Genomic DNA, 16295 nt, shown 5'->3' with positions numbered 1-16295 from the left:
CGTCGATTAACGCCTAACTTTGTTATATAATTAAATCATTTTGCCATGGAAAATTCTAATCTAACAGGGCGAATTCTTATGGAAATGGAAGATTTGATAGCCCAAAGTTGTCCGCAGCAAAAGGTTGATCAACATTTTGAATCCTTGCATGTAGATCTGATCAAAAAGTACTACAACGCAACCGAGGTTTCAATCGACTACCACCGAAAAAGGGTGGAGATGGACTTAGTGGTTAACGATACGGATTATGATCCTAAAACGGTTAATCTCTATTTGCCAACATTACATGTGAACCTGCGATACCGGGATCTCCGTGATTTTCTAAAATCATGTGTAGATCAAGACACCAAGAGTATCGTATTCTATGCCTGCCTTATTCGTAAATTCAAGGGTAAGGGTCGACAATTGATGACGGCATAGATGCCACTAGGAAACAACCGAACCAAGTTTATAGAAAAGATGCCCAAGTGGCATCTTTTTTTATTTTTGAATACCCCGTATACCCTTTAAAGTTTTCATTAACAGCTTACTTCAAATAATTTTTTTAGCTTAGCGCACCAAAAAAACAATAAACAATGAAAAAATTAGTCTTTGTGATGCTCTTAGGGATGGGAAGCGTCGCTTTAGCACAAACCAGTACGGAACTTCAAAATCACTATGAAGCATTCTACAAAGAAATGAGACTTCAAGGGGATGTGAACGGTGTTATAAGTGCATTGACACACCTCAATGTACTCGCACCTACACAAGAACGAAAAGACACTCTTGCCTATATCTACGCGAACAATAATCAACACATGCAGGCGCTAAATACCATAGGTATTGAAAAAAACGATGGCGATTCAGATCTTTCGGTACAGGTAAAGGCAATTTCCTTAAAGGCCTTAAATCAGCCTAAGCGTGCACTAGAGCAATTTGAGATACTTTTCAAAAGATCTCCAAATGCCTATCTCGCCTATGAGCTATCTGATCTAAAAATTCAGACCGGTGACAATACCGGAGCCACCGAACATATCGAATACGGAATTACCAATTCCAAAGACGACATGAAGTATGCCTTCTATGAAAGACAACAACCTTACGAGGTGCCCCTTAAAGCTGCATTTTTACACCTGAAAGGTCTTATGAAGTACAATATGGACAAAAATGATATTGATGGCGCCGTAGCATTAATCGATGAAGCACTAAAGATCGACCCGAATTTTAATTTGGCTAGCTTAAGCAAACAGGCGTTGAGTTCTCGAAAAGAAGAACCTGCCGCGAATAGTGAGAATAAATAGTATTTCGAAACGACAGATAACTATTGAAGCGGGCATTGAGCCCGCTTTTTTTATATCCCCATTTGATTTAAAAGCAACCAAAAAGTTGCGTATTAAATTTTAATGTTTATATTTGCAACCATATAGTTGCGTATTAATTTTAAAATAAACTGTCATGAGTGATGTTATTATCAAAGAACAAATTTTAGATCATTCCATCGATAAGGTCTGGAACGCCATCTCAAAAGGGGAAGAAATCTCAACTTGGTTTATCCAGGCTGATTTCAAGCCGGAACCCGGCTATAAATACACCTTTACAGCCGGTCCTGAAAAAGACTGCACACAGATTACGGGAGTGGTTAAGGAGGCCGATCCGTATACGTTGATCTATACGTGGATGGTTGAAAACACTGACGTCGAAACAACTGTCAAATGGTCTTTACAGGCGCTTGAAGGAAAAACCAAACTGATTTTGGAGCATTCAGGAATTTCAAATTACACCGCGGAGACGGCAGTAACCATGATGGGTCACTTTAGTGCTGGTTGGGATAACTGTTTTAATTTACTGGTCGAATACCTAATCAAAGAAGTACATGCAGGATAAAATCACCAAAATACTCAAAGCCATTGCAGATCCTACCAGACGTGAAATTTTCCACGCTCTGGTAGTGGCTTCCACCGCATTGCCAATAACCCAGATTTCAAATCAGTACGAAATCAGTCGACAAGGGATCACCAAACACATAAAGACCCTTGAAGAAGCGGGCCTTGTTCAAATTACCAGCAAAGGGCGAGAGCGCTTTTGCATCGCCGACCCACAACCGCTACAAGAAGTGAATAAATGGCTGAAGTTCTATGAGAAATTTTGGGCAGATACATTGGGCGATCTTCAATCTTATCTCGACAACAAGGCCTAAGATCTGGAAGAAGCGAATTCACCCAATTGCCGTAGACTAGCCGCAGTATTTTTCTTGAAAATACGCTTTACAAAAAGGGCCATAAGCAGCTTTTTAACCAGCGATTTAGCTTCCCAATAGGTCTCTAACCGTAATCTTGACGAAGATTTTGATAGGGGCTCGATGATATAAAATTGATACAGGGCATCAACTGGAGGAGGACTCGTGGTCATCTCTCCATAAATAAGTTTGCCAGGTGCCACGTGCTTGGTGACCGTGACAAAATTCAAATGTTTGCCATTAATGACACACACATGTTCCGAGCCTAGTCTCGTTACCTCATTTTCATTGTATTCAAACTTGTCGACCCCTTTTACCCATAAGTGGCGATATGTGTAGTTCGTAATGTATTCCATAAGTTCGTTAGCCGAAATGGGAAACTCCTGTTCATCCTCCAAATTCGGAGGTCTTTCGAAATGTACTTTCTTGCCCTTTGAAAAATCATGGAGCATCAGTTTATCACGGTCGATCAATGAATAAATATATGCTACTTCCCGTTCGTCATACGTATCCGTTCCTTCTTTGAACCGGTAGAGCTTGCTCCAATAGTAAATGGGCAATTCAATAGCGCTCGCCAATTGTTTACTGATTAAGGCGTAGTTTTCACTGGCTATTGAGTTTTTAAGTAACCTATGAGCCTGAATGACCTCTTGGCCAAATGGTTTGCGATTGCCTTGTACCTCTATAAACTGTAGGTCTCCACAATGTGCCACAATCTTTAATTGCAAGTTAGGTGCCGAGGCACAGGCATTACAAGGGCATATCCGATTGGTTTCCAGTAGCTTTAAATGACTGTAAAAAGCGGTGAACATCGTCTCTATTTGCGCCAAAAGCCGTTCTTGGGATGGTATTTCATTTTCCTTGTAAAAGAAAAGGGCATCCCCTTCGATTTCGGCAAGCTTCAAATCTTGGGTATTCGCAGCGATCAAAACTTCCAGCAATTCGGCAATCACATGCTGGCTATGCTCGACCTCGGTAGATTGAACAAACTTCGTGAAGCCTGAAATGTCAGGTAAAAACAGAAAAGACTTTTCCATACCGTTTATAAGTCGAAGAATAAGCAAAAACCTTAAGGCCATGATCACCTATCCACTGGGCGATCAACTGGTATCGCTTATTGTTCCAATAGCTTTTTGATATCCAAGGTGTTCGTAGAAATGATATCGAACTGATTCCGTAAGGCATTGTAGGCATCGATCATTTCCCCTACCGATAATTGGGGATCTGTTCTGTACTCCAAATCACCTTTGGTCTTCAAAATAAAGGTATGAAATACTTTCTGCCTACTTTTTATTTGAGGTTTGTCAAAAGCTTCGGGATACCCTGATTCGGCCAAAAGCTTTTGCTTCTCGATAAGATCTTCGATGATGAGACTTAAATCCTCTGTATTCTCGACGGTATAAAGTCCCTCAAAGGTCTGATCGAGTTCAACGTATTCAGGCCATTCTTTTAGTGCCGTTGCTGTCTTCGCGCTCACTTTTGATTTTACAGGCCAGTTTTCGGTAGAAATGTCAAATGCGGTCGTTTCTTCGGTTACTTCTTGCGCACCCTGTTTGCAGGCGGTAAGTGACAAAAAGATTAACCCGAAAAACAATATTTTACGCATAGGGCGAATGTACAAATTTTAATAAAAGCTATCTTTAACCCGAATTCATTTAACTCCAATTTAATGCAGAAAAACATTCTGATCATCGGTGCTTGTGGTCAAATAGGAACAGAACTAACTTACTCCTTAAGAGAAAAACACGGAAGTGAAATAGTGGTCGCCAGTGATATTCGAGAAGGTGACCAGCCTTTAATGGATTCAGGGCCCTTCGAACTACTTGACGCGACCGACTATGATGCTCTGGAAGAGGTAGTTGCCTATTATGAAATCGAAGAAGTATATCTGATGGCCGCCATGTTGAGCGCCACAGCAGAGAGATTTCCGATGCGTGCATGGAACCTCAACATGAATTCTCTTTTTAATGTGCTGAACCTAGCTCGGGAAAAGAAGGTATCGAAAATTTTCTGGCCCTCAAGTATTGCTGTTTTCGGCCCGAATACCCCAAAAAACGACACCCCACAAAATACCATTATGGAACCGAGTACGGTCTATGGTATCAGTAAACAATCCGGTGAACGCTGGTGTGAATATTACCATAACAAGTTCGATGTCGATGTGCGTAGCATTCGATATCCGGGGTTGATCAGCTGGAAAACCATGCCCGGTGGAGGCACTACCGATTATGCCGTTGAGATTTACCACAAAGCTCTAGTAGAAGGAACCTACACCTGTTTCCTAAATAAAGATACCAGCTTGCCCATGATGTTCATGGACGATGCCATACGTGCGACTTTGGAATTGATGGAAAGCGATCCGGAAGACATCAAAGTGCGTTCGGCCTACAATCTTTCGGCGATGAGTTTTACGCCCGAAGAGATAGCAGAGCGTATTCAAAAACACATCCCTGATTTTACGATCGACTACGAACCCGATTTTCGTCAGGCAATAGCCGATTCATGGCCTTCAAGTATCAACGATGAAAAAGCGCAAGCGGATTGGGGATGGAAAGCGGACTTTGATCTCGAAAAAACGACCGTTGAAATGTTGACGCAGCTCAAGCGCTGATCACATGTCTTCCTAATCCTCGGTTAGATCGGGTTCAGGTACGGCTTCGGGATCATCATCATCGAAATCATCATAATCCTCGGCATCATAATGCTCCATGGTATATTCGAGTTTTGCCGAGATCTTGACCAAGTACTTTGTATCTCCGCCCAACACCTCAACCGCTTCTACCCGCTCACCCTTTGCATTTTTAAACGAAATGATATTCCGGTCGTCATAACCGTCAGGATAGGTATCCACCAAAAGCTTTAGAACTTCGGGAGTCAGTTTTTTGAAATCTACGATAACTCTTCTCAGACTTTTCATAACACTTCATCAATCAAGTAAAGGCACTCATTTGTCAATTAAATTTATGGTATTTTTCAATACGGAGGCTAAAATCATATGAACGGCATTCATCAATTCTTTATATTTACTGGAATGAACTCCGAACACACCTGATTATGAAAACGTTACACTCCTTCCGATATGTAGTTTCAGTCTTATTTTTGACCATTGGTTTCAAGGTATCGGCGCAGATCGAACCGGGCGTTTATATTGCCGAACTCGATGACGTTCGACATGAGCTGAAAATGACCGAAGACTATATGATCCATACCATCTACGATACTGATCCCGCACGATTTGTAAAAACGGAAGGCGGTTTTTACACCATTGATGGTTCAGAATTGAAGGTGCAGCTAGAATTCAACTCCAACTATGAAGCCGATTCGGTTTCTTCCCTGGAAATCCCTTTTGCCCTAGAGAAAGGTCGGTTGGTTCTCGGCACGACCCCAAGATTGGTTTTTAGCCCCATGCAATCCAAAGCACAAGACTTGGACGGGCAATGGCTCTTCGCTACACGGGGCCCGGATCAAGGTCAAGATCGAAGAGGAGAGGCCAATACGCGAAAAACACTCAAATACCTTCAAGGCGGGCGATTTCAATGGATTGCCTATGACACTGAAGGAATGCAATTTAAGGGTACCGGTGGAGGCAGTTATTCGTCAGAGAACGGGGTATACGTTGAAAAAATCGAATTCTTCTCACGTGACAACTCTCGGGTCGGCGCAGAATTAAAGTTCGATTACGAACTCAAAGGGGGCGATTGGCACCATACTGGAAAGAACAGTAAGGGTGAACCCATGTACGAGATTTGGGGAAAGCGAAAATAAGTATCCCAAAAATGGCTTGACCGGTTCATGAACACGGCTGAAGTTTACAAATCACATGGAAAGGGAGGAGATAAATCCTTATATTTGAGAGACATCCCTAACCCTCTCACATCGTGTTCGGTCGCAGAAAAAATAGTTGTATTGCACTAGGATGTCTTATTGTATTCCTGTCCTCTTGTGGTGACCGTCACGATTTTGCGGAACCCTTACCCGAAACGGTCGATTTTAATTTTCACATACGCCCCATATTGGTACAAAATTGCTATTTATGCCATGGACCCGATCCCAGTGGTCGCAAGGCCGATTTGCGATTGGACACCTATAACGGAGCTACTTCTGCGCTGAAAGAAGGAGGACATGCCATTGTGCCGGGAAAACCTTCAAAAAGCCAATTGATCTATCGCATAAACCACAAGGAGGAAGACCTACTAATGCCCCCTCCAGAATCCAATTACAAACTGACCGAACGGGAAAAGGCGCTACTGGAAAAATGGATCGATCAAGGAGCTGAATGGAAAGAACATTGGGCCTTTATTACACCTAGTGCCCAGCTATCCGACAAGAGCACTACCGTCATTGATTCGCTAATCGACGTGAAATTGAACCAAAAACAATTGGTGAAATCCCCAGAAGCCAATAAAAACTCACTTATTCGAAGGGTATCCTATTTGCTAACCGGCCTACCCCCTTCTCCCGAAGCGATACAAAACTATGAGGAAGACAACGCGTCGAACGCTTATGAAAAAATGGTCGATCAGTATTTGAACTCCAAGGCCTATGGTGAACGCTGGGCGAGACATTGGATGGATCTGGTTCGCTATGCGGAAACCAAGGGCCACGAATTTGATTACTCCATCGTAGGTGCTTGGCAATATCGCGACTACCTTATCCGGGCCTTCAATGATGATATTCCCTATGACCAAATGGTGCGGGAACACCTCGCTGGTGATTTGTTGGAAACTAAGCGTTACCATCCCGAATCCGGAATTGGGCAATCACCCCTGGCCACCGCTTTCTTCGCCATGGCAGAAGGCACTCATAGTCCGGTCGACATCAAGAAAGATGAGGCCGATCGCATCGATAACATCATAGATGTGACCTCTAAAACCTTTCAAGGGCTAACCGTATCGTGTGCCAAATGTCATGACCATAAATTCGATCCCATTCCCACTGCCGACTATTATTCGCTATACGGGGTGATGGAAAGTACACGATTTACGCCGCTTGATGCGCACTGGTCGGAGACGAAAGAACAGACTGCCAAGGAAATCGAGGAGGTACAGGCCTATATGCGCAAAACGATTTCCGACGCATGGAATGAGCCGACCGTTGCCGAAGATAAATTCAATTCCAAGGCTAAGGAAGTGCTACCAGACACCACGTATCAGGTCATCGGGGATTTCAGGGGCGTCGATCTAAGTGGATGGAAAAGTAACGGCGTGGCATTTGGCAACCGCACGACCTTCGGAAATCCCATTGTCGATCCGGTTACGGGAACACTCCTAAAACTGAAAGACGGCCATGCTTCGAGCAGGCTTTTTGGAACTGGAATCTTTGGCACCTTACAATCCCGGGATTTTATTCTGGAAAAGGATTTTATCAGTGTACGGGCTCGAGGAGCTAAAAGCACCATACGTCTGGTCATTGATAATTTCCAGTTGATCCAAGACCCTATTTACGGCGAATTGGAGATGCGTGTAGATCACGAAAAGTGGCAAACCTATACAGTCGACGTAACACCGTGGAAGGGTCATAAAGCGTACCTAGAAATACTTCCCGGGGGCTATCAAGGCCACAAATACCAACTTCCCGATGACGCCTATGTAGAAGCGCAGTATGCGATTTCATATGATTCCAAAATACCTCAAGCCCTGCAAGGTTCATCTGAATTCCACAGTACTATCGATCGGCTCAATGCACGGTTGAAAAAAGGAAAGCTTGCCTCCCGATTCCCTGAATTAAAGGTTCCAATCAAAAAAGAAAGACAGCTCGGTAAAAACTTGACCAGCACATTCTTTATTTACGGAATCACGGACGGGTTCGGCATTGACAGCCCTATCTTTAATCGCGGCAATCACCAAGAGCCTTCCGAAGAACATATTCCGAGAGGTTTTTTGTCCGCGCTACCTCAAGGAAAAGTCCCCTTTACATCGGAAGGTAGTGGTAGAATGGAATTGGCCAATGCGATATTGCACAAAGACAATCCGTTGACAGCACGGGTAATGGTGAATCGTATTTGGCACCATTTATTCGGTAGGGGAATTGTAGAAACCGTAGATAATTTTGGACTGCAAGGAAAGCTTCCTTCCCACCCTGAACTTCTGGATTATCTCGCCCTAACATTTCAGAATGAGGGTTGGTCGGTCAAGAAAATAATCCGATCGATAGTCTTGAGCAATGCCTTCAAAAGAAGCACCTTGCACACCGACGCTCTTCCTGAGGCAGATCCGACCAATGTATACCTAGCTTCGTTTCCGGTACGGAGATTGGAATCCGAAGCCATTCGCGATGGAATTCTAGTAGCTTCCCAAAGTTTGAACGACAGTCTTTATGGCCGGCCGGTGGCTACCTACTTGACAGATTTTATGCAAGGGCGAGGGCGACCTCAAAATTCCGGGCCCCTTGATGGCGATGGCAGAAGAAGTATTTACCTAGAAGTGAGACGTAATTTCCTAGAACCCATGATGACCACTTTTGACCGTCCCATTCCTTTTAGTACGTTCGGCAAACGCGATGTGACCAACGTTCCCTCCCAATCGCTGATCATTATGAACGACCCCTTTGTCGCACAACAAGCCGAACGCATGGCACAACGACTATTGACTCAAGAAAACCTCACCTTCGAGGAACGAGTGACCTGGATATACTTGCATTCCTTGGCACGAAAACCGTCGCCTAATGAAGTGCAAAAAGCCAAGGAATTCATAGCTATGCTCAAGAAATTAGAAGCACATAAGGAGTATTCGGAACACAAAGAACTTGAACTTTGGAAGCATTATTGTCACAGTATCTTTAACTTAAAGGAATTTATATACCTCGTCTGATGAGCAAGTACCACAACTTTATGAAAAGGCCGCTTTCAAGACGTGAAATGCTGGGCATATGCAAAGGGGGATTTGGCGCATTGGCTTTTACGAGTCTTTTTGGAGCCTTACCCATAGGCTGTGACCGCAAAAAACCAATCGCTTCAAAACCCGATTTGTATCTAGGTCCGCATTATTTGCCCAAAGCCAAAAATGTGATTTTCCTCTACATGGATGGTGGGGTTTCACAGGTAGATTCTTTTGACCCAAAACCAAGACTAGCTCGAGAAAATGGCGAGGATCCGCGAAAAAAATTCAAGGTAGACGCCACACAATTCGACAATGTGGGCAAGATTTTGAAGAGTCCTTGGGATTTTAAAAAATACGGGGAATCTGGGATACCCGTGAGCGATCTGTTTCCCCATATTGCAAGTTGTGTGGATGATATTGCCCTAATACGCTCCTTGACTTCAAAATTTCCGGAACATACCAACGCTAATTATTTTCTACATACCGGAAGCGGCATTCAAGGTCGACCTAGTATGGGTTCATGGATGACCTATGGCCTGGGAAGTGAAAATAAAAATATTCCGGGTTATGTGGTTTTGGATGGTGGTTTGATTCCCCCCGGCGGACTCGATAATTTCAAAAACGGCTTCTTGCCCGCATCCTATCAGGCCTCGATTTTAAAAGCCGGAGCCGAACCGGTAGCTAATATTGCCCCAAAAGAAGGCGTACCAAACCTACAAGAAGAAAAATTACGGTTCATCGAACAAATGGACCATAGTTTAATGGGTAAAATGGGCGAAGTCGATGCCGTAGAATCGGCCATTTCAAACTACGAATTGGCCTATAAGATGCAGTCTTCCATTCCGGAATTAACCGAGTTTTCGGATGAAACCAAAGCCACTAAAAAGTTATACGGATTTGATTCCGATGACCCGCATACCCGCGGTTATGCCGCGCAATGCCTTTTAGCCCGACGACTCGTTGAGCGGGGCGTGCGCTTTATTGAATTGACCTGCCCAAATGTAGGCGCTGATCGTTGGGACCAACACAGCAATCTCAAAAAAGGCCATGAAGCCAATGCACATGCCGTAGATCAACCTATTGCCGGCTTGTTGAAAGACTTAAAATCGCGGGGCATGTTGGAAGAGACCTTGGTCGTATGGACCGGTGAATTCGGCAGAACGCCCTTTGCCCAGGGCACCGACGGACGAGACCACAATCCTTCGGCCTGCAGTATGTGGATGGCCGGAGCAGGAATTAAAGGAGGAACGATCTTCGGACGTACCGATGAGTATGGGTATCGCGTTATCGAAAATGAAGTCACCATACACGATCTACATGCTACCATACTGCATTTACTAGGAATTAACCATGAATTATTGACCTTTCGGTTTGGAGGGCGTGATATTCGATTAACCGATGTGCACGGACATGTGGTAAAGGATATTTTAGCTTGAAAAAGCATAACGTTGGAAACACGAAGTAATGTATTCGTTGTTTCTCTCCGCTTAAAGGCTGCGTATTATGAAAAGAGCAAATAAACTAAATGACCATAACTACGAAGTTGACTAGGACCATTTATCTTATAATACTTCTTCCGATTGCCTTTTTCGGACAGGAGGTAGTAGAAATCAGGCATTCCTTTTTTGTTGCAGGCCCTCAGTTTACAGGAATTATAGGAGAATCAGGTGAAGAAATCTGGGATTCAGGAAAACCCGGAGCACGTGACGGGTATGTTCTGAAAAATGGAAATATCTTAATCTGTTGGGCTGATGTCGTAGCCGAATACAATACCAATAAAGAAGTCATTTTTCGGTACTCACGAGCAGAAGAATCCATGGAATTGGGAACTGCCGTTCGCCTTCAAAATGGAAATACCATGATTACCGAATCTGGGAAAAGCCCAAGGATAATAGAAGTCGATTCCAATGGAGAAGTTGTTAAAAGTGTTCCCTTAGAACCAGAAACCGATAATGTACACATGCAAACTCGAATGGCCAGAAAATTGGAAAATGGAAATTATTTGGTTCCCCATTTATTGGCGTTCGCCGTCAAGGAATATAATTCCAATGGTGCCATTTTAAGTGTTTTAAGTACTGATTTTGAAGATTTTGGCGGAAGAAAAGCGAAGACCTGGCCTTTTACGGCCATTCGTTTGCAAAATGGAAATACCCTGGTTACCCTTACCAATGGAAATCGAGTTGTTGAATTTGATTCAGATGGCGCAATCGTTTGGTCGGTAGTGAATTCCGATTTTAACGGCAATCCTTTGGCAGATCCTTGTGGGGCCCAACGATTGCCAAATGGAAACACGGTTATCGCCAGTTATGGAGCGAAAGAAGGCATCAAATTATTTGAGGTCGATCGTGCTAAAAAGATAGTCTGGAGCTACTCTGGGCACAACGTGCATCATTTTCAAATGCTAACCACTAACGGAATACCCTTAAAAGACACCCCCCTGAAATAAATTGGAATGGAGTTGACCTTTTTACTCAGTAATCTACTTGAAGACCCTTCTGATTTCATCATCTTCTTGGGCCGTTTTCATCCTTTGGTAGTACATCTCCCCATTGGGTTTTTGGCTTTGGCCGCTATAGCGCAATGGGCTACCGGTCAACCCAAATTCTATTCTCTAAGGCCATTCCTCATTTATTTATGGGGACTAGGGGCTGCAAGTGCCGCTTTGGCCATTCTATTGGGGTATCTATTATCACTTTCGGGAGACTATGATACGGATACCTTATTTTGGCATAAATGGAGCGGTGTGGCCGTTTTGGTCTCCTGCCTCCTCTGCTATCTTGTTTTTAAAAAGCAAAAAGACAACCATAGGCCAATGCAGTGGGTTTTCGTTGCTTTAGCACTGGCCACAATGGTCTATACAGGACATTTGGGAGGGAATCTCACACACGGATCTACTTACTTATGGGAATATGCACCGAATACGGTTCGCACGGTTGCCGGACTTCCCCCGAAAAAAGAACCACGGCCCAAAGTAACGGTCTTGGATTCAGCGGATGTCTATCTAGATTTGATTGCACCGATGATGGAACAGAAATGCACTAGCTGTCACAACACTGGAAAAAAGAAAGGGGATTTACTACTGACATCCTATGCTAGCATGATGAAAGGCGGGGACCACGGCGAAGTACTTATACCCGGAGACGTTCAAGCCAGTGAACTTTTCAGGAGAATTACGTTGCCCGAAGTACATGATGACTTTATGCCTTCAGAGGGAAAAAGGCCTTTGACACAGCAAGAGGTTGCTATTATCGAATGGTGGATCAGTTCTGGAGCGCCGCCGAACGGATTTGTCACCGATTTGGATTCCGAAAAAAAGACTATCCAGACCATCACGAACTATTTGGGACTTGATAAGAACACGGTTTTGAGTAGGGAGGTCCCACCCGCCAACCAGACGACCATTGATTCCCTTATCGATGATGGTTTCATCATAAATCGACTGATGAAAGACAACTATTTGTTAGAAGCCAATTTTAGTTTGAGCGAAAAACCGATCGCACTGAGCAGTCTTGACCTCTTGACCGACCTCAAAGAACAATTGATTTGGCTCGACTTGAGCAATGCCCAACTAACCGATGCATCCCTCAAAAAAATAGCACGACTGGATAACTTGATGAAGTTAAATCTCAGTGGGAATCCCATTACCGACAAAGGCCTGCAGCATTTGGCCCAGTTAACGCATTTAGAATCCCTCAATCTCTACCATACGGAGGTATCTGTAGGGGTGTTGGAATTGCTGCCAAAACTGACCCGTCTTCAAAGAATTTATCTATGGAAAACGAAAGTTACTGACTCTTTGGCCCATCGAATACTATCGGAAAACAAAAATATCAAGCTAATCAACAATAGGCAATAACCATCGCAGTGATGTCCTGACTTGCGCTATGAATCCTACAGTACTAATTGAAGTTTGGTATCATTAAAAGTTTTATTTTTGCCATCCATATTTAATGGCCTCATAGTTCAAGGGATAGAATAGAAGTTTCCTAAACTTTAGATCCAGGTTCGAGTCCTGGTGAGGCCACAAATAGTGCGCAGGGATGAGCACTCACCAATAATAGGGTTTTTAGGCAGGCCAAAATCAATGGTTTTACGTTTCGAATCATCTTGGTTGAAACCGATTAATCAGGTTCACAATTTGGTATTGCGTCCGCATCGGATTTAGCATTTCCCCAGGGAGCTTTCCGCCTGATATTTAATTCTTCAAATACTCTTTTAAATCATAATTGGCTAAAAGCTGCATCGTTCGACTGAAGCACATCTTCGACTATCTTGGTATTAAGTATCGTAGGAATAATTGGCTTTCCATTGCATTTCATCGGGTCGTAGCCTACTCTTTTTAGGGCAAAAAAGCAGGAGCAATCGATTCTAGGCCTCTTTACCAAATAATTGCCAACATTGACTATCTTAGGAGATTGTAAGTTTAACCACCGTACGAAATGACCCTCTCCCCTTGGGATATCGGAATTGTAATCGCCTATGTCGTAGGCGTTCTGGCCCTCGGTTTTTACCTCTCCAAAAAATCATCCAAAAATCTGGAGTCCTATTTTTTAGGGGGAAATGAACTGCCTTGGTACTACCTAGGTTTAAGCAATGCTTCTGGTATGTTCGATATTTCAGGTACCATGTGGAGCGTGGGCATCCTCTTTGTTTACGGATTGAAGAGCGCATGGCTCCCCTGGCTTTGGCCCGTCTGGAACCAAGTCTTCGTTTTCGTCTATCTCGCCATTTGGATGCGCCGTTCGAATGTGATGACCGGAGCGGAATGGATCACCTTTCGTTTCGGGGATGGAAAGGGAGCCAAACTTTCCCATATCATCATCGTCATTTTCGCGGTCATCAGCGTACTGGGGTTCATTGCCTATTTCTTTGAGGGCATCGGTAAATACTGCACCTCGATCCTTCCGTGGGATATGGGTTTTGAGTTCTTGGGCTATCAAGTTTCGTCAGCCAGAAGCTATGCGCTCATCATATGCGGATTGACCTCGTTGTACACCGTCAAGGGCGGAATGCATAGTGTGGTAGCCACCGAAGTGATGCAGTTCATTATCATGACCATTGCCTGTATCGGTGTCGGTATTGTGGCCTACAATATGGTCACGGCGGAACAAATCGCTACAGTAGTACCGGACACTTGGGACAAACTATGGTTCGGATGGAACCTTGATCTGGATTGGAGCAACTCGGCCTTTCCGCAGGTAAACCATAAAATTGCCTCCGACGGATTCGACCTCTTCGGAATCTTGTTTATCCTCATGGTGCTTAAAGGTATTTTCGCCTCGATTGCAGGGCCTGTTCCCAGCTATGATATGCAACGGATATTGGCCACCAAAACACCCGCAGAAGCGGCGAAAATGAGCTTTCTGACCATTTGTGTCCTATATATTCCCAGATATTTCATGATCATTGGCTTTGCGGTATTGGCTCTGGTCTATCTAGGCCCCGAATTAACCGCTATGGGCACAACCCTAGATTTTGAACAAGTACTGCCTATGGCCATCAACAAATTTCTTCCGGTGGGTCTGAAGGGCTTAATGCTTGCCGGTTTTTTAGCGGCCTTTATGGGTACCTTTGCGGCCTTTGTAAATTCCGCACCGGCCTATATTGTCAATGATATTTATAAAAAATACATCAACCCCGGGGCTCCGGACAAAAAATTGGTTCGCCTAAGTATTATTTCGTCCCTGGTCCTGGTGATGGTGGGGATCGTTTTCGGTTTTAATGCCGGCTCCCTGAATTCCTTGATTCTATGGTTGAGCTCGTCTCTTTATGGAGGGTATGTAGCCGCCAATGTCTTGAAATGGATCTGGTGGCGCTTTTCCGGCAATGGTTATTTCTGGGGGATGTTATTCGGATTGATCGCTTCAACCATAAAGTTCATGTTCTTCGCGGAATACGTGGACATCTTTGTCTTCCCGTTGATTTTTGCCTTTGCCTTTATGGGATGTATCATCGGAACTTATATAGAACCGCTACCCAACAGAGAACAGATCAAACAGTTTTATAAACAAACCAAACCGTGGGGTTTTTGGGGCCCGATACAACGGGAAGTAATGGCCGAAGACCCAAAATTTGTACCCAATCTGGATTTCAAACGGGATGCGTTCAATATCATCGTTGGAATCATCTGGCAAATGGCACAGGTGGTCATCCCGATGTATTTTATGCTCCGTCAAAATACGGAAATGGTCATTTGGAGTGGCGTCTTGATACTGACCAGCGTACTATTGAAGAAATACTGGTGGGATACTTTGGAAAGAGAATAACGGTTCTTTTTACGGAAAGCGAAAAGGGCGGAAACGAAATAAGAACATATGAAAATAACAGGCACCTTCATAGACGAAATCAGTCATGATATTCCCCATCAAAACTGGGGTGCCAAAGAATGGGATGCCGATTTCGCCCACATGAAAAAGATAGGTATAGACACCGTTATTCTTATTCGTTGTGGTTACCATCAATTTTTGACCTACCCTTCTCCCTATCTGATCGAAAAACATAATCGCTTCAGACCTCCAGTGGATCTGGTCGAACTGTATTTGCAATTGGCGGATAAATATGGCATGACCTTTTATTTCGGCACCTATGATAGTGGCAAGTATTGGGAGACCGGCGATATGCATCATGAGATCGATATCAATCTTCACGTCATCGAAGAAGTATATCGCATGTACGGACATTACCAAAGTTTTGGTGGTTGGTATCTGAGCTTGGAACTCAGCAGAAAAACAAAAGGGGCGGTCGATGCCATTGCCAAACTGGGCACTCAATGCAAGACCATAAGCGGCGGATTACCTGTGATGCTCTCGCCCTGGATAGACGGGAAAAAAGCTGTAATGGCAACAACCGGTGAAATCACCAAAGATTCGGGAATATCGTTACAAGAGCATGAAAAAGAATGGAACGAAATCTTTGACGGTATAAAAGACAGCGTTGATATCGTCGCCTTTCAAGATGGTCATGTGGGGTATAATGACCTAGAAGATTATTTGCACCTAAACAAGGCTCTGGCCGATACGCATGGCTTGCGATCATGGACGAATTCCGAATCGTTCGATCGTGACATGCCTATTAAATTTTTACCCATCAAATGGGAAAAGCTATTGTTTAAACTCGAAGCTGCCAAACGGGCAGGGTGCGAAAAAGCCATTACTTTTGAATTCTCTCATTTTATGAGTCCGCAATCGGCCTATGCACAGGCGGGGCATCTGTATAACCGATATCGCGAACATTTCAAAAGTTAATCGACCGTCAGTTCGAAC

General features: G+C 43.9%; 15 protein-coding genes and 1 tRNA gene. 13 read left to right on the top strand and 3 right to left on the bottom strand.

From position 1 onward, the window contains the following. Nucleotides 1-45 precede the first annotated feature (45 nt). The 4 genes from ACKWCA_RS08050 (at nucleotide 46) to ACKWCA_RS08035 (ending at nucleotide 2176) form a co-directional block, all read left to right on the top strand. Nucleotides 46-420, top strand: coding sequence for a hypothetical protein (locus ACKWCA_RS08050; RefSeq protein ID WP_413977661.1), 375 nt, complete (start codon nucleotides 46-48; stop codon nucleotides 418-420). 155 nt (nucleotides 421-575) lie between these two features. Next, nucleotides 576-1280, top strand: a complete 705-nt coding sequence (locus ACKWCA_RS08045) for a hypothetical protein (protein WP_413977660.1) — start codon at nucleotides 576-578, stop codon at nucleotides 1278-1280. A 154-nt stretch (nucleotides 1281-1434) separates the two neighbouring features. Further along, nucleotides 1435-1863: an SRPBCC family protein gene (locus tag ACKWCA_RS08040; RefSeq protein ID WP_413977659.1), complete on the top strand. Its 429-nt coding sequence runs from the start codon at nucleotides 1435-1437 to the stop codon at nucleotides 1861-1863. Continuing rightward, the gene (locus tag ACKWCA_RS08035; protein WP_413977658.1) at nucleotides 1853-2176 is read left to right on the top strand and encodes an ArsR/SmtB family transcription factor; all 324 of its coding nucleotides are present in this window, start codon (nucleotides 1853-1855) and stop codon (nucleotides 2174-2176) included. Before ACKWCA_RS08040 ends, ACKWCA_RS08035 begins: the two co-directional genes overlap by 11 nt. Here the strand turns inward: ACKWCA_RS08035 and ACKWCA_RS08030 are convergent. Continuing rightward, on the bottom strand, nucleotides 2173-3252 hold the full coding sequence (locus ACKWCA_RS08030) for a DUF2652 domain-containing protein (RefSeq protein WP_413977657.1): 1080 nt from the start codon (nucleotides 3250-3252) through the stop codon (nucleotides 2173-2175). The genes ACKWCA_RS08035 and ACKWCA_RS08030 overlap by 4 nt on opposite strands. A gap of 77 nt (nucleotides 3253-3329) precedes the next feature. Continuing rightward, complete coding sequence (locus tag ACKWCA_RS08025) at nucleotides 3330-3821, bottom strand: hypothetical protein (protein ID WP_413977656.1); 492 nt, start codon at nucleotides 3819-3821, stop codon at nucleotides 3330-3332. A gap of 63 nt (nucleotides 3822-3884) precedes the next feature. Between ACKWCA_RS08025 and ACKWCA_RS08020 the strand changes: the two genes are divergently transcribed. Beyond that, nucleotides 3885-4826 (top strand): NAD-dependent epimerase/dehydratase family protein, encoded by a 942-nt coding sequence (locus tag ACKWCA_RS08020; RefSeq protein ID WP_413977655.1) that lies wholly within the window; start codon nucleotides 3885-3887, stop codon nucleotides 4824-4826. Nucleotides 4827-4838: 12 nt separating this feature from the next. Here the strand turns inward: ACKWCA_RS08020 and ACKWCA_RS08015 are convergent, their stop codons facing one another. Continuing rightward, nucleotides 4839-5132, bottom strand: coding sequence for a hypothetical protein (locus tag ACKWCA_RS08015; RefSeq protein ID WP_413977654.1), 294 nt, complete (start codon nucleotides 5130-5132; stop codon nucleotides 4839-4841). Nucleotides 5133-5269: 137 nt separating this feature from the next. Between ACKWCA_RS08015 and ACKWCA_RS08010 the strand changes: the two genes are divergently transcribed. The 8 genes from ACKWCA_RS08010 (at nucleotide 5270) to ACKWCA_RS07975 (ending at nucleotide 16277) form a co-directional block, all read left to right on the top strand. Beyond that, a complete protein-coding gene (locus ACKWCA_RS08010) occupies nucleotides 5270-5980 on the top strand; it encodes a hypothetical protein (RefSeq protein WP_413977653.1) in 711 nt (236 codons plus the stop codon). Nucleotides 5981-6093: 113 nt separating this feature from the next. Then, nucleotides 6094-9024, top strand: coding sequence for a PSD1 and planctomycete cytochrome C domain-containing protein (locus ACKWCA_RS08005; RefSeq protein ID WP_413977652.1), 2931 nt, complete (start codon nucleotides 6094-6096; stop codon nucleotides 9022-9024). Further along, nucleotides 9024-10469, top strand: coding sequence for a DUF1501 domain-containing protein (locus tag ACKWCA_RS08000; protein WP_413977651.1), 1446 nt, complete (start codon nucleotides 9024-9026; stop codon nucleotides 10467-10469). The genes ACKWCA_RS08005 and ACKWCA_RS08000 overlap by 1 nt, the downstream gene beginning before the upstream one ends. An 89-nt stretch (nucleotides 10470-10558) precedes the next feature. Continuing rightward, nucleotides 10559-11479, top strand: a complete 921-nt coding sequence (locus tag ACKWCA_RS07995; RefSeq protein ID WP_413977650.1) for a beta-propeller domain-containing protein — start codon at nucleotides 10559-10561, stop codon at nucleotides 11477-11479. A gap of 6 nt (nucleotides 11480-11485) precedes the next feature. Next, on the top strand, nucleotides 11486-12889 hold the full coding sequence (locus ACKWCA_RS07990) for a c-type cytochrome domain-containing protein (RefSeq protein ID WP_413977649.1): 1404 nt from the start codon (nucleotides 11486-11488) through the stop codon (nucleotides 12887-12889). 96 nt (nucleotides 12890-12985) lie between these two features. After that, a tRNA-Arg gene (locus tag ACKWCA_RS07985) sits at nucleotides 12986-13057 on the top strand. A gap of 415 nt (nucleotides 13058-13472) precedes the next feature. Beyond that, a complete protein-coding gene (locus ACKWCA_RS07980; RefSeq protein ID WP_413977648.1) occupies nucleotides 13473-15299 on the top strand; it encodes a sodium:solute symporter family protein in 1827 nt (608 codons plus the stop codon). A 48-nt stretch (nucleotides 15300-15347) separates the two neighbouring features. Continuing rightward, nucleotides 15348-16277, top strand: a complete 930-nt coding sequence (locus ACKWCA_RS07975; RefSeq protein WP_413977647.1) for a DUF4434 domain-containing protein — start codon at nucleotides 15348-15350, stop codon at nucleotides 16275-16277. Nucleotides 16278-16295: the final 18 nt, after the last annotated feature.

Origin of the sequence: Maribacter corallii, assembly GCF_047345415.1 — a bacterium.
Taxonomy (GTDB): domain Bacteria; phylum Bacteroidota; class Bacteroidia; order Flavobacteriales; family Flavobacteriaceae; genus Maribacter_C.
This window is presented reverse-complemented; position numbering and strand designations above follow the sequence as displayed.

What these genes read in the sequence shown, in the direction of transcription:
- ACKWCA_RS08050 (WP_413977661.1), top strand. Translation starts at nt 46, where the DNA reads ATGGAAAATTCTAATCTAACAGGGCGAATTCTTATGGAAATGGAAGAT.
- ACKWCA_RS08045 (WP_413977660.1), top strand. Translation starts at nt 576, where the DNA reads ATGAAAAAATTAGTCTTTGTGATGCTCTTAGGGATGGGAAGCGTCGCT.
- ACKWCA_RS08040 (WP_413977659.1), top strand. Translation starts at nt 1,435, where the DNA reads ATGAGTGATGTTATTATCAAAGAACAAATTTTAGATCATTCCATCGAT.
- ACKWCA_RS08035 (WP_413977658.1), top strand. Translation starts at nt 1,853, where the DNA reads ATGCAGGATAAAATCACCAAAATACTCAAAGCCATTGCAGATCCTACC.
- ACKWCA_RS08030 (WP_413977657.1), bottom strand. Translation starts at nt 3,252, where the DNA reads ATGGAAAAGTCTTTTCTGTTTTTACCTGACATTTCAGGCTTCACGAAG.
- ACKWCA_RS08025 (WP_413977656.1), bottom strand. Translation starts at nt 3,821, where the DNA reads ATGCGTAAAATATTGTTTTTCGGGTTAATCTTTTTGTCACTTACCGCC.
- ACKWCA_RS08020 (WP_413977655.1), top strand. Translation starts at nt 3,885, where the DNA reads ATGCAGAAAAACATTCTGATCATCGGTGCTTGTGGTCAAATAGGAACA.
- ACKWCA_RS08015 (WP_413977654.1), bottom strand. Translation starts at nt 5,132, where the DNA reads ATGAAAAGTCTGAGAAGAGTTATCGTAGATTTCAAAAAACTGACTCCC.
- ACKWCA_RS08010 (WP_413977653.1), top strand. Translation starts at nt 5,270, where the DNA reads ATGAAAACGTTACACTCCTTCCGATATGTAGTTTCAGTCTTATTTTTG.
- ACKWCA_RS08000 (WP_413977651.1), top strand. Translation starts at nt 9,024, where the DNA reads ATGAGCAAGTACCACAACTTTATGAAAAGGCCGCTTTCAAGACGTGAA.
- ACKWCA_RS07995 (WP_413977650.1), top strand. Translation starts at nt 10,559, where the DNA reads ATGACCATAACTACGAAGTTGACTAGGACCATTTATCTTATAATACTT.
- ACKWCA_RS07990 (WP_413977649.1), top strand. Translation starts at nt 11,486, where the DNA reads ATGGAGTTGACCTTTTTACTCAGTAATCTACTTGAAGACCCTTCTGAT.
- ACKWCA_RS07980 (WP_413977648.1), top strand. Translation starts at nt 13,473, where the DNA reads ATGACCCTCTCCCCTTGGGATATCGGAATTGTAATCGCCTATGTCGTA.
- ACKWCA_RS07975 (WP_413977647.1), top strand. Translation starts at nt 15,348, where the DNA reads ATGAAAATAACAGGCACCTTCATAGACGAAATCAGTCATGATATTCCC.